This window comes from Mucilaginibacter sp. P19, assembly GCF_050632265.1.
Taxonomy (GTDB): domain Bacteria; phylum Bacteroidota; class Bacteroidia; order Sphingobacteriales; family Sphingobacteriaceae; genus Mucilaginibacter; species Mucilaginibacter gossypii.
The window spans coordinates 6,064,947-6,078,833 of sequence record NZ_CP192586.1 but is presented as its reverse complement, the minus strand read 5'-3'; the positions used below and the strand labels follow the sequence as shown (position 1 = coordinate 6,078,833).

Here is a 13,887-nt window from a genome sequence, read left to right as displayed (position 1 = left end):
TTGCGTTACATAAATGAACACCCACCTGTCCGTATCCGAACGGTACTTCATTGTTGGTTGAGTTTAATTGTTTGATATATAGCTATTTGTGATATTGGCACTGTTTTGCATGCCACACAATTAAATAAAACGGATTTTTATGCTGAAAAACTATATCAAAACCGCCTGGCGGAACCTTGTCCGCAATAAGTTTTATTCGGTGATCAATATTGCCGGGTTAACTGTAGGCCTCGCCATTGGGATCCTCATCCTGCTTTGGGTGCAGGACGAATTTAGCTTTGATAGCTTTCATAAAAACGCATCAAATATTTACCGGGTAGAGCTTTTTGGCGGTACAGGGGCCAGCAAGCAGATCTGGCAAACAACAGTAGCACCGATGGGGCCGCTGGCCAAACAGGAACTGCCCGTTGTGCAAGATCAGGTGCGCATAACCAATAACTGGTTTTTCTCATTATTTAAATACCAGGATAAAATTTTTAACGAGCAGGCGGTAGGCTTTGCTGATCCCTCCCTGTTTACTGTTTTTGACTTTCCGCTGATTGAAGGTAACAAGGCAAAGCCTTTTACGAACGATAATTCCGTAGTGATTACAAAAAGAACGGCAAAAAAATATTTCGGTAATCAAGATGCTTTAGGAAAAGTTATTGTGGCCGATAATAAAGAGAATTTTACTGTATCGGGCGTTATTGATGATTTCCCGCTTAACTCAAGCATTAATTATGATATGATCATGCCTATGAGCTATCATATCAAATATATGTTTACCAACAATAAGGTTGATCTGAACCATGATTTCAGCAATTACGCTTATGAAACCTATTTGTTGTTGAAGCCGGGTACTTCTTTAAAAAAGCTATCGGCCGATTTGAATAAAGTTCACCTGAAACGGAAGCCTGAAGATACCGATGCCGATTACCTCTTGCTGCCCGCAACTAAAATGCACCTTTATAATGCTGATGGTACCGACCGGGGGATCAGCACTGTACATATCTTTATCATTATCGCCTTAGTAATATTAGTAATTGCCTGTATCAACTATGTTAACCTTTCAACCGCGCGGGCCATGCTGCGCGCCAAGGAAATAAGCATGCGAAAGATCATCGGCGCGGCAAAAACACAATTGTTTATGCAGTTTGTGGTAGAAACAGCTTTGCTGTTTATCCTTTCGTCGGTTTTAGCAGTGTTGGTAATTTATAACGTAATTCCTGTATTTAATGAAATTGCGGGTAAGCAGCTGGTATTTAATCTTTCCAACTACCATATCTGGTTAGTTATTGCGGGTACCATTACTGCTACACTTGTATTGTCCAGTATTTACCCGGCGCTCCTGTTATCATCTTTTGAACCTTTAAAGGCACTTAAGGGTAAAATATCCAATGGCATTGGCGATGTGGTTTTCCGTAAAATCCTGGTAGTGGTACAGTTTACCTTTTCGGTTGTGCTTATTATCGGTACAATCGTAATCACCAGCCAACTTAATTACATCCGGTCTAAAAATTTAGGCTATGATAAAAGCCATGTGTTTGCTTTTTGGATGCGCGATATGAAAGATCATTATGATGCTGTTAAAGCCGAACTGTTGAAACAACCGGGTGTTGAGGCGGTAACCCGATCAAGCGGAAATATTGTTAACAACGGCGGCATCTCGGGCGATAATGATTGGGATGGCAAAGCCACAGGGCAAACATTTATCGTGCACCCGCAGGGAATTGATAAAGATTTTATTTCTTTTTTCAAGATAAAAATGACTGCAGGTCGCGGTTTTGATGGCTCGGTGAGTGATTCGGCTCATTATATCCTGAATGAGGCTGCAATTAAGGAGTTAGGTATGAAAGACCCGATAGGCAAACGTTTCAGGTTGCGTAAAACTGAAGGAACTATCATAGGCGTGGTAAAGGATTTTCACTTTGCAAGTATGCGTGAAAAAATTGGGCCGATGGTGTTTTTCTACGCCCCGGATACGTATGCTTCACTGTATATTAAAACAACCGGCGATGGTGCGCCAAAAGCCATAGCAGCTGCCGAAAAAGAGTTTAAACAATACAATGGGCAATTTCCATTTGGTTACACTTTCCTGGATGACATATTCAACAACCTTTACCAGGGCGAGCAGCGCGAAGGTACCTTATTTAACTATTTTGCAGGGATCGCGATTTTAATTTCTTGTCTTGGCCTGCTTGGTTTAGCTGCTTACACCGCCCAGGTGCGTACCCGAGAAATTGGCGTGCGAAAGGTTTTAGGCGCTACCGTTACTAATGTTGTTGCCTTATTAGCCAAAGATTTTATAAAGCTTGTATTGATTGCTATTGTAATAGCCTTCCCGATAGCCTGGCTGGCTATGAGCCACTGGTTGGATGCATTCGCTTACAGAGTGGGTATTAGCTGGACAACTTTCATCTTATCGGCAGCTATCGCCCTATTGATAGCCTTTATTACCATCAGCTTTCAATCGGTTAAAGCCGCGCTGGCTAACCCGGTTGATAGTTTAAGGAGGGAGTAATAGTTGGTTCAAATTGGTAGAGACTCGTCACATGCGTTTCCCGAATGACTGGTTTTGCGTTGATTGCTTATCTGTCCTCATGGGAGACGCATGTGATGCGTCTTTACTTTGAAAACTTAAAACAATTCCACCAACCGCTCCAAAGCCATCCCTCTCGATCCTTTGATCAGGATAGTTGAATTGGTAATAGGCTGTGCTTTCAAAGCAGCAATGGCATCTTCGGCAGTTTCATAAAACTTGTCCATGGTCCATGGTCCATGATCCATGGACTGCGAAGCACCCAAAAAATCCTTTCCGATAAAGATGCGTTCATCAACAGCGGTATCCATAGCTTTGCGGATAACAGATGCATGTTCAACAGCCGCTTCCGGCCCCATTTCAAACATATCGCCCAAAATAAGTACCTTCCTTTTTGCTTCAATTTTGCCCACGTTTTCAATGGCTACAAACATGCTGCTTGGGTTGGCATTGTAATAATCGCAAATGAGCGTATTAGTAGCTGTTTGTACAATTTGCGAGCGGTTATTTTTAGGCTGATAACCCTCGATACCGGCGTTGATTTCATTAGCCGGTAAACCGAGATAGGTGCCTATACATATGGCTACTAAAATATTGGGCAGGTTATAAGTACCCGTTAGCTGGGTTTTAACTTGATAGCAGTCGCCGGTTTTATTATTGGTCCAACTTAAAGTGAGCAACGGAGAATTTTCCAACAGTTCACCGCTGATGAGATTGTCAATAGCATCGGTTCCGTAATACTCCACGTGAGGTAAACGACGGACAGCAGCCATCTCCATTAAAACAGTATCATCGCTATTGACAAAGACAGCACCATCTGTTTTGCTTACTCCTCCTTTAGGGGGCAGGGGGCAAAATAATCATACAACTCCCCTTTACCCTTCTTCACTCCTTCAACTCCGCCAAAACCTTCCAGATGCGCTTTACCAACATTGGTAATTAAGCCAAGCGATGGTTGAGCAATACTGCAAAGCATCTCGATCTCTTTTTGGTGATTGGCCCCCATTTCAATAACGGCCACCTCGTGGCTGGCATCAATGGTTAAAATTGTAAGTGGTACACCAATATGGTTATTTAAATTGCCTTGGGTAGCCTGGGTTTTAAAATGCTGCGATAATACGGCATTGATCAGTTCTTTGGTGGTGGTTTTTCCGTTGGTACCTGTAAGTCCGATAACCGGGATGTCAAGCTGACGGCGATGATAACGCGCTAAATCCTGCAAGGTAGTTAAAACATCCTCAACCAATAAATACTGTTCGCCCAGTTGATATTCGGCGTTATCAATTACTGCGTAAGCTGCACCGGCCTCAACTGCTTTTTGTGCAAAAGTGTTGGCGTCAAACTTATCGCCTTTGAGGGCGAAGAACAGATTGCCAGGCACTATCTTCCGGGTGTCGGTGCTAATTACGGGGTGTTTGAGGTATATATCGTACAGTTGGGTTGTGGTAGTCATGTGTGTTGAACAAATACAATTCAAAAATATGTCATCATTAGCTTGCGTACGTTTGCAACGAGTGCTTAACGTGGCTCGGCGATTGTATCGCCGGGCTTGCGTTTAAAACGCAAGCCCATTTTAAGCGCTCGTTGCAAACGAGCCCAAGGTTTCAAACTTAACAAAAATTATTCCCCCTTGTTCATCCAGCCAATTACAGCTTTGATTTCACCGTAGCTGTAATCATCGCCTAAAACTTCTTTTAAGGGCGATAGTCTTTCAGTTCCATAACTTTCAACGGCGTCGGCAATAACAGCGATCTTTTTCTGCGGAACTATTTCGGTGATATCCAGATCGCCGTTTTGTACATAATAACTCAGGTGTGTTTCTATGGTAGCTGTAGTGAACCCACGCTCAGCAGCTATTTCGACAACGGTTTTTCCGGAGCGATATAGGTTAAACGTTTCGGCTTTAGTATCATTGCTTCGCGAAGAAGATTTGGTTTGCCCCGGTGATTTCGCCTTCCGCTCCCGTTTAGGCGATTTCTGTTTTATTTTTGAACCGAGGCCTTTTTCAGCACAATAAATCTTAACCGGTTCAAGCAGTTCGCGACCATAACGGGCCAGTTTAATATCGCCAAAACCAGAAATCATTCGCAATTCATCCAAACTTTGTGGCAGGTAGGTAGCCATTTCCTGCAGTGTAGCATCGGATATAATAACATAAGCCGGTACATTTTCACCCTCGGCAATGCCCCGCCTAACTTCCCTTAACCGGTTGAATAACGGAATCTCATAAGGAAGGCTTTCTTCATGATGAACTTCTTCAACTTTTTCTATTTCAATAAACTCAACTTTTTGGCCGCCTTTTAAAACAGCTGCACTTTGCGCGGTAAGCTTTAAAACCGGATATTCGTCGCCGGCGGTTTGCAGATAGCCCATGGTAACCAGCTCGCGGATGTGGTGCTGCCAGTCGGCCTTGCTGATATCTGCACCGATACCGTAGGTTTTTAACTGCTTATGTTCTTCACGGATCTTATCGCTTTTCGATCCCCGCAAAAAATCTATTACATAGTTAGCCCCGAAACGTTCATTTAACCGGGCTACCGCCGAGAGCGCTTTTTGAGCGATCAGCGTGCCATCAAAACGTTTATATTCAGTTAAGCAAACATCGCATGAGCCGCATTTGGCCGGAAATTCTTCGTCGAAGTATTTCATCAGGTATTGCCTGCGGCACGATAGCAGCTGACAATATTTAACCATATCATTAAGCTTATTAAGCATGATGCGGCTTTGCTGCTCGTTGCCTTCAACTTTGGCAAAAGCCTGCAATTTCATTGCATCGCCGGGCGAGTAAAGCAACAATGCTTCCGATGGAAGCCCATCGCGCCCAGCCCTGCCGGTTTCCTGGTAATATCCTTCAATGTTTTTTGGCAGATCAACATGTACTACATAGCGCACGTTTGATTTATTGATACCCATACCAAAGGCGATGGTTGCCACGATGATTTTGAGGTCGTCACGTAAAAAAGCTTCCTGGTTACGGGCTTTAACTTCATTACTAAGACCGGCGTGATAGGCCTCGGCAGCAAAGCCTTCATCTTTTAAATCCTCGGCCAAAGCCTCGGTAGATTTACGGGATAGGCAATAAATAATCCCCGACTCATCCTTATGTTCATTTAAAAAGGCGATGAGCTGTTTAAAGCTGTTCTTTTTAGGCGCTACGCGGTAAGTAATATTTGCCCTGTTAAATGAGGATACAAATATTGCCGGCTTATGAAGGTTGAGCTTTTCAAGAATATCTTTTTGTGTAAGCTTATCCGCAGTAGCCGTAAGTGCTATAACCGGCACCGACGGAAACTCTTCCTTAAGCCCGGCAAGCATTAAATACTCAGGCCTGAAATCATGTCCCCATGATGAGATACAATGCGCCTCGTCAATTGCTATCTGGGAAACTTTCAGCGTTTTTAAAAAAGGAATAAGCTTACTTTCTTTATTCTCTTTGCTTTCGGCACTGAACAAACGTTCGGGGGCAAGGTAAAGTAGTTTGATCTCATTGTTTCGGAGCCGGTTTACCAGCACCCTCGTTTCCTCGGGATTTAACGACAGATTGAGGAAAGCCGCAGGGATGCCGTTAACGTTCAGGCTATCTACCTGGTCTTTCATCAGCGCAATAAGCGGTGATATTACAATGGTCAAGCCATCAAGCAAAACAGCGGGCAGTTGGTAGCACAATGATTTGCCGCCACCGGTAGGCATCAGCGCCATTACATCCTGCCCCTTAAGTATATTTTGAATGATAGCCTCCTGCTCATGCCTGAAGGTACTATAACCAAAGTATTTTTGCAGGGCCTGAATAGGTGTCATGTTTGTTGATTGCAGATATGCAAATGTGCAGATTTCAGATTATAAATATGCGGATTTCAGATGTGCAAATTTTAAATTATAGATGTGCAAATTCCAGATGTGCGGTTCTCTTCTACCTTAACTAACTGTAATTACATTTTATCATTTACATATGCACATCTGAAATTTGCACATCTAACAATTTGCCAATATTTTTCTGCATATTAGCTTATCTCTTTTCTCCTATATATCTATTATTTATTTATGATAAAAAAACATTTACTCCTTTTTGTATTTGTAAGTTTTTTTGCCCGGCCTTTGCGCAAAAGATCCAATCGCCGCAGGAGTTCCTGGGTTATAAACTGGGTGAGCATTTTACTCCACATTATCGTATCGCCGAATATTTTAGATACGTTGCGTCGGTTTCAAAAAATGTAAAACTACAGCAGTTTGGTACTACCAACGAGGGCCGGCCTTTACTGGCGATGTTCATCGCTTCTGATGAAAATATTGGCAGGCTGGAAGAGATCCGTCATAATAACCTTAAACTGGCCGGGATAGAAAGCGGCGGCGGCAGCACTGCCATGCCTGTTGTTACCTGGCTAAGCTATAATGTACACGGTAACGAGCCTGCATCAAGTGAAGCTTCGATGTGGACTTTGTTTGACATGGTTGATCCGGCAAATGCTGCTACTAAAGCCTGGCTTAAAAATATGGTTGTTGTTATCGATCCTTGTTTAAACCCCGATGGGCGCGACCGCTATGTTAATTTTTATAATTCGGTAGTTGGCGCTGCGCCAGATCCCAGCCCAACATCGCGCGAGCACGTTGAACCATGGCCGGGTGGCAGGGTAAACCATTTTTATTTTGACCTTAACCGCGATTGGGCATGGCAACAGCAAAAAGAAACCCAGGCACGTGTAGGTTTGTATAATCAATGGTTGCCGCAGGTACATGTTGATTACCATGAGCAGGGTTATAACGCACCATATTACTTTGCCCCTGCTGCCGAGCCTTACCATAAAGATATTACCCAATGGCAACGCCAGTTCCAGATCACCATTGGTAAAAACAATGCCAAGTACTTTGACCAGAACGGTTGGATGTATTTTACAAAATACGAGTTCGATCTGCTTTACCCGTCATATGGCGATACTTATCCTTTATACAATGGCTCTATCGGCATGACGTATGAGCAAGGTGGTATCAGTGCCGGTTTGGCTGTGGTTACCCGCAGCGGTGATACCCTTACTTTGGTGCAACGTGTAGCCCATCACCACTCAACAAGTTTAAGCACGCTTGAAATAGCCGCGTTAAATACTCAAAAGCTTTTGGATGAGTATAAAAAGTTTTTTGACAACAGTCGGGCCAATCCCCCGGGCGATTACAAAACCTATGTTATTAAAAACGATAACAATAATAAAATTAACGCGTTGGCAAAAATGCTGGGCCGCAACGGCATCCAGTATGGTTTTGGCTTAGCTAATAAAACCGTTACCGGCTTTAACTATGTTACCCAAAAAACGGAGCAATATAATGTTGGCGCAAACGACCTGGTAGTTAATGCCTATCAGCCTAAAGCAGTATTACTGCATGTGCTTTTGGAGCCCAAAACCTTTATCCCGGACTCGAATACATATGATATCACGGCATGGTCGCTTCCGTATGCTTATGGATTGAAAGCTTACGGATTGAAGGAATCATTTAAACCTGCCAGTACCGAATGGAGCGTGGCCGAGCCTAAGCCTCTGGTAAATACACATGCTTACGCATATGTATCGGCGTGGCAATCGGTTAATGATGTGAAGTTTTTGGCTGCTTTGCTAAAAAAGAAGATTAAAGTGCGTTATGCCGAGAAGCCTTTTGAAGCAGGGGGCAAGCAATTTACAGCAGGTTCATTAATTGTTACCCGCGCGGGCAACGACCTGGCTGCTTTTGACCAGGTGGTTACACAAACAGCTGCAGCACTTAATCAGGAGATCACTCCTATTTCAACAGGCTTTGTTGATAAAGGATCGGATATTGGTTCGGATGCGGTAAGGTTTATCCATCAACCTAAAATAGCATTGATTGCCGGCGACGGTGTTAATTCGGAAGCTATGGGCGAAGTTTGGCATTTGTTTGAGGCGCAGATTGGATACCCGGTTACTTTAATAAGGTATCAGGACTTAAGTCGCACAAAACTGGGCGAATTTGATGTGGTGATTTGCCCCGATGGCCGTTATGAAGATTTCCCTTCGGAGAAATTACAAAACTGGATCCGTGATGGTGGTAAGCTGATAGCCGTGGATAATGCTGTATCGTTACTGGTTGATAAAAAAGGCTTCCTGATTAAGCATAGGGAAGAGAAAAAAGAAGATAAGGACAAAGAAAAGGACAAGGATAAAACGGTTAAGTTATATGGAGATCGCGACCGGTTAGCGCTTAGCGAGTCTATTCCAGGCGCTATTTATAAACTGAACCTTGACAATACCCATCCGCTTGGTTTTGGCTTGCCGGATTACTACTATTCATTAAAGTTGAATGATGATATCTACGATCTTTTCTCTGGCGATGATGGCTGGAACGTAGGCACTATAAAAAAGGATAGTTACGTATCAGGCTTTGTAGGTGCCGAATCAAAAAAGAAGATCATAAACGGTTTGCTGCTTGGCGTACAGCCCATGGGCCGCGGTTCGGTAGTTTATATGGTTGATGACCCGTTGTTCCGCAGCTTCTGGGAAAACGGTAAGCTGTTGTTCAGTAATGCCGTATTTATGGTGGGGCAGTAAGCCCCCCAGCCCCCTGAAGGGGGAGCAGCTACATCGCTTTAAAATTAAAGGGCTTGTTTCCATTTTGGAAACAAGCCCTTTAATTTTAACTTATAGCCATGCTAATCAAAGGCTCCCCCTTCAGGGGGCTGGGGGGTTAATTATTCCCCTTTACCCTTCCTTTTTCATCATCGGCGCCGCTGCGGTGCTGACGCATTTTGATAGAACTGTTACCAAAGTTATAAGTAAAAGTAAGGCGCATTACCCGGGTATCATTTTTTTGTTTGATAACAAAGTTATTGTTCACCACCTGGCTGCTCAAATCATTGCGGCGAATGTTGAAGATGTCATCGCATGAAGCTTTGATGTTGAATTTCTTTTCCATGAATGATTTACTGACACCCATATCTACCGAGTAGCGCGGCCTGATCTTGTAAATGCCGTAGGTTAATGATGATTGGTAATCGCCGGTTACTTCAAAGCGGTAGCCTGCAAACTTGAATGTTTGTGTTGTACGGCCTTGGAAAGCCCATTGCCCATCATTGAACTTTTGACCGGCAAGGGTATCCGACTTAAAGCCCAGGTAAAACGCGGTTGCGTTAACATTGCCCTCCCACCATTTGGTAATGGTGAATGGTGTGTTGACGTTGACATTGTAACCGGTTTGGGTTTGCAGGTTTTGATGTGTTTCAAATGAACGCTTGCCTTCTGTTAAAATCAGCTCGGTAATAGCATCGGTAGTATGGCTGTAACCGAGGCTTACGTTGATGGTTTTATTATAAGTATAATTAAGCTCAAAGTTTTGAGTGTATTGCGGGTTCAGGAACGCGTTACCTTGCGAATAAGTGTAAGGGTCAAGGTAATAAACAAAAGGGTTCAGGTCGTCATAGCCCGGACGGTCGATACGGCGGCTGTATGAAAAGCTTACTTCGTTTTTATCATTAATGGTTTGATTAATGAATACGCTTGGGAAAAGATTTAAATAGCTTCTCTTAACAGGTGTGCTACCAATAAGGTTACCTGTAGATCGGGTTTGTTCGGCACGTAAGCCTAATTGTACAGAGAATTTTTTGAATTGCTTATTCAGGTTCAAATACCCGGCATTAATTTTTTCGGTGTAAATAAACCGGTTGGTACGTGTAGTATCATTAATATAAGCACCGTTGCTGAAGATCTGCGCTTGCAGGTCATTATCGGTTTTAACACTGCTGAATTTTACCCCGGCTTCCAGTTTGATGGTTTTGGTAAGCGGTTTGGTGTAGTCAGCTTTACCGGTGTAGATGCTTATGGTTGAAGGTGTTTGGTTACGCAGCATTTGTGGTTCATGCTGTATACTTCCATCAGGTAAAAAATAATCGGTATTGTACATGGCATTGGAGTTGTTTTTGAATTTAGAGTAATCCAAATCAATGCTCAGCTCCTGGCCGCTGGTATCAAGCTTAAGCCTGTCGTTAAGGTTAAGGGCGAAGTTTTTATAGGTTTGCCTGATATCTGATGTAGTGTGCAACGAAGAATCGGGCACGCCAAATTGTTTGCCGATAATTGTGCGGTTATCATTCAAGTCTTTTTCGCTGTTTGAATAGCCGCTTACCACAAAACCTATGGTATGTTTCGGGGTTAGGTCATAGTCGGCACCTAAACGATAGTTGTTGTAATGGTTGATGCTTGGCAGGTTTGATTTCTGGTTGAAATAAGTTTTATTGCCAAGCGAATCAGTAATGATACGGTCAATGCCAATATCGTGGCCGCGTTTGTTATCACCCCTGCTTAATGAGGTAAACACATTGAGATTGCCCTGTTTGTGATTAAGGTTTAGGCTGCTGTTATCGCGCCAGTATTTGCTTTTGGCACCGCCCACGGTAATACTGCCGTTTGTGCCCGATTGTGTATTCTTTTTCAATTTAATATTAATGATGCCCGAATTGCCGGCCGCATCATATTTTGCAGATGGGTTGGTAATGATCTCAATAGATTTAATGGTATTGCCATCAGTTGAACGTAATAAAGTAGCCAGCTGCGCTGCCGTAAGATAGGTTAGCTTGTCATTGATCATGACAGTTACGCCCTGTTTACCTTTCAGGCTGATGTTATCGTCCTTATCAACAGTAACGCCCGGTGCACGTTCTAAAATTTCCATGGCGGTATTGCCGGCTGCAAGTACGCTGTTTTCGACGTTCATTACGGTGCGGTCTATTTTACGCTCAATAAGGGGTTTTGTGGCGGTGATGGTAACGGCCTTTAATTCGGTGCTGCCTGTGTGCAGGTTTAAAGCAGGAGCTGTAACATGCGGTGTATTTGCAGGCACGGTGAAGCTTTTGCTTACAGCTTTTTGATAGCCAACAACAGTGGCTTTAATAATATAGTTGCCCGCTTTTATGTTGTCAAAAACATAAACACCGGCATCGTTACTTAATGCTCCTTTAACCACAGTTGAATCGGAGGCGCGTAAAAGGCTTACAGTCGCATAATCAAGTGGTTTGCCCTGCTCGTTAACTAAGGCCCCTGATACCTTGGCGGCAGGCGGAGCCTGCTGGGCAAACGATACACTACAGCTGATAGCAACAAGCAGCAGTGTATAAAATATGTTGTGTATGATAGCTTTCATTTTTAGTTCGGTTTAAAAGTAAGGGCAATACAATGCCGTTAAAGGATTGCTCCTTTTTAAAAATTTGTAAATAAGTGTTTTTAGTTTCCGGGGTGCTTTTTCCGGTTTTTTAGGGTTTAGTAATTATGAGATATAGGCGATTGTTTTCATTGTGTTAATGCTTTTGATTTAAATTTTAGCAAAACAATCCCACCTGGCTTTTAGGCCATTTTTTAACGATTATTAAATTTATGTTGCCGGATTACCCGGAAATGGTAATTGTGTTGCTTTTTATAGTAAGATGCAAAAACAGGGGTGTTGGTTACAGATTATTTTCACTTTTTAATGCAGGCATTAAATTTTTTGCCATATCCTTAATAATCCGGAAGGTAATTGGCATTTCATTTTGGCAGGGGATGGTTGCCTCCCGATTGCTTATCCTGTTGTTTAAAAGCGATTTGCCTCCTGTTTGCAACAGGAAATAAAAAGGAATAATAAGCCCGCTAAAAATTAGCAGGCTTATATATTTAAAAATACTTTTCATAGGGCAGGCGATTTTTAACGCCCAGGTGCGTTGGTAGTATCCGGAACACCTGCATCTTTTGATGCTTTTATCTTCTCCATAATTTTATCCGCTGTTGTATTGGTATCTATTTTACATTCGAGGCCATTGGTGGTCATGATATAAGTGGCGGTTGTAATGCCGTTATTCTTGTCCTGGTCTTTGCACTCATATATATTAAAGTTGATGTTGCGGTCGAGTTTTTCATCAATAACAACTTTAGCATTAAGAGGTACTTTAAGGGTGAGGTGTAATTCCTGCCCGCGCCATAAAAAGCCTTTAGGCATTTCCAGGTGCCGATCGAAATTTAAAACAGAATCTTTTTGCTCAAAACGGTAAGCTGCACTGCGGGCGTTGATCAAGGCTTCTTCAAGATTGCTGCCGCGGGCGCTGAATGTTTCGATGAGCACAGGTTGAGGAACATCACTCTTTTCAATATCAATGGTAACGTTGCGATTTGGCATATCATCGCCATTAAAATCATCATCTAAAATGATCATGCCTTTAAAGCGCTCGTTTATTTTGAGGCGTGTGCTGTCTTCATTACTTAAATACTTAGTGTCGTTCAGCTGCAGGTAATACGTGTTGTTTGTAGTTGGCTTAAGTTTAACTGTTTGCGTAAACTTACCGCCCTCGCGGAAGCCGGCCGCCGTTTTTACGCCATAATATGAAACCGCACCCAGGGATGCTAACCAGATACATAACAAGGTAGTACCAATTGAACGGTTAAATGAAGCTTTTTTAAACAGGAAGCCTATCGTTGATAAAATAATGGCTAATAAAGGTATAGTTAGTACTAAAAAGCCGCTCGCCATGAAAATACCATTGGCCTGGTGATTAGTTATGTTGAACGGAAACAGGTTGTAGATGCCCATATTACCAGCCGCAAATAAAGCGACAAGCGAAACGATTAGCGCTATGGTCATGCCAAGGCAGGCCAATAAAACAGCTGCAGCCAATAGTTTGCCAAGTAAACTGCCCGTACCCCTTAAAAAGGCGCCAAGATGTTCAAAGATATCGCTGATCAGATCGCGAACCTGGTAAATGAACGGTTTGGCTTCATGCTTAAAGTTTTGAAGGTTTTCACGTACGGTACTCAACTCTTCTTCAAAGTTCTTTTTAAAACCCTTCAAGTCCTGCTTTTCGCCTTTCATAGCCATACGGTCGGCGCGGGTAATGGCTTTTGGGACAGCCATCCATAGTATAAAATATATAATAAGGCCCATGGCGGCAAAAGGTACCAGGATAGCGAAGGCCAGCCTTACCCAGGCCGGGTTAATGTCAAAATAATTGGCAATACCAGCACATACACCACTGATGAGGTGATCATCCGGGTCGCGGAAAAGCCTGCGGCGTTCGGTATTGTACTCAAACGGATTGCCACCTGCAGCTTTGGCGTCGGTTTCGGCAGTTTCAAAATCCTGTACGCTGCCCATTTGCTCGGTAACTTCCTTAACGTCGGTCTCAACAATAACTTGTTTGGCGTCTCGTGCCAGGATCTCGTTAAACATTTCGGCAATGCGGTTTTCGATGTCGGTTGTGATCTCCAGGCTATCGGCCGAAGTAGAAAAATGACGCTTTACATCCGTCATATAATTCTTCAGCACTTCGTAGGCATCTTCTTCAATGTGAAAAACCATGCCGTTTATATTTATGATAATTGTTTTGTTCATGATTGTAGTGAGTTTGTAGGCTT

At 43.1% G+C, this 13,887-nt stretch carries 7 protein-coding genes; 2 read left to right on the top strand and 5 right to left on the bottom strand.

Annotated elements, in window-relative coordinates; genetic code table 11:
• Positions 1-139 precede the first annotated feature (139 nt).
• A complete protein-coding gene (locus tag ACQ86K_RS29820) occupies positions 140-2,500 on the top strand; it encodes an ABC transporter permease (RefSeq protein ID WP_091167210.1) in 2,361 nt (786 codons plus the stop codon).
• A 116-nt stretch (positions 2,501-2,616) separates the two neighbouring features.
• Here the strand turns inward: ACQ86K_RS29820 and ACQ86K_RS29815 are convergent, their stop codons facing one another.
• The 3 genes from ACQ86K_RS29815 to recQ form a co-directional block, all read right to left on the bottom strand.
• Positions 2,617-3,291 carry a glutamate ligase domain-containing protein gene (locus ACQ86K_RS29815; RefSeq protein ID WP_431199291.1) on the bottom strand — a complete coding sequence of 225 codons (675 nt, stop codon included), beginning with the start codon at positions 3,289-3,291 and terminating at the stop codon, positions 2,617-2,619.
• A gap of 53 nt (positions 3,292-3,344) precedes the next feature.
• The gene (locus tag ACQ86K_RS29810; RefSeq protein WP_431199290.1) at positions 3,345-3,971 is read right to left on the bottom strand and encodes a UDP-N-acetylmuramoyl-tripeptide--D-alanyl-D-alanine ligase; all 627 of its coding nucleotides are present in this window, start codon (positions 3,969-3,971) and stop codon (positions 3,345-3,347) included.
• A gap of 167 nt (positions 3,972-4,138) precedes the next feature.
• Positions 4,139-6,316, bottom strand: a complete 2,178-nt coding sequence (recQ, locus tag ACQ86K_RS29805) for a DNA helicase RecQ (RefSeq protein ID WP_431199289.1) — start codon at positions 6,314-6,316, stop codon at positions 4,139-4,141.
• A 182-nt stretch (positions 6,317-6,498) separates the two neighbouring features.
• Here recQ and ACQ86K_RS29800 point away from each other — a divergent pair, with 182 nt between their 5' ends.
• Positions 6,499-9,066, top strand: a complete 2,568-nt coding sequence (locus ACQ86K_RS29800; RefSeq protein ID WP_431199288.1) for a M14 metallopeptidase family protein — start codon at positions 6,499-6,501, stop codon at positions 9,064-9,066.
• 136 nt (positions 9,067-9,202) lie between these two features.
• On the opposite strand, the gene ACQ86K_RS29795 is transcribed toward ACQ86K_RS29800, so the two are convergent.
• Together ACQ86K_RS29795 and ACQ86K_RS29790 are read right to left on the bottom strand one after the other, a co-directional pair.
• A complete protein-coding gene (locus ACQ86K_RS29795; protein WP_091167221.1) occupies positions 9,203-11,650 on the bottom strand; it encodes an outer membrane beta-barrel family protein in 2,448 nt (815 codons plus the stop codon).
• A gap of 537 nt (positions 11,651-12,187) precedes the next feature.
• The gene (locus tag ACQ86K_RS29790) at positions 12,188-13,864 is read right to left on the bottom strand and encodes a PspC domain-containing protein (RefSeq protein ID WP_091167226.1); all 1,677 of its coding nucleotides are present in this window, start codon (positions 13,862-13,864) and stop codon (positions 12,188-12,190) included.
• Positions 13,865-13,887 lie beyond the last annotated feature (23 nt).

Coding starts and splice junctions, on each gene's coding strand:
- ACQ86K_RS29820 (WP_091167210.1), top strand. CDS start 140: ATGCTGAAAAACTATATCAAAACCGCCTGGCGGAACCTTGTCCGCAAT.
- ACQ86K_RS29815 (WP_431199291.1), bottom strand. CDS start 3,291: ATGGCTGCTGTCCGTCGTTTACCTCACGTGGAGTATTACGGAACCGAT.
- ACQ86K_RS29810 (WP_431199290.1), bottom strand. CDS start 3,971: ATGACTACCACAACCCAACTGTACGATATATACCTCAAACACCCCGTA.
- recQ (WP_431199289.1), bottom strand. CDS start 6,316: ATGACACCTATTCAGGCCCTGCAAAAATACTTTGGTTATAGTACCTTC.
- ACQ86K_RS29795 (WP_091167221.1), bottom strand. CDS start 11,650: ATGAAAGCTATCATACACAACATATTTTATACACTGCTGCTTGTTGCT.
- ACQ86K_RS29790 (WP_091167226.1), bottom strand. CDS start 13,864: ATGAACAAAACAATTATCATAAATATAAACGGCATGGTTTTTCACATT.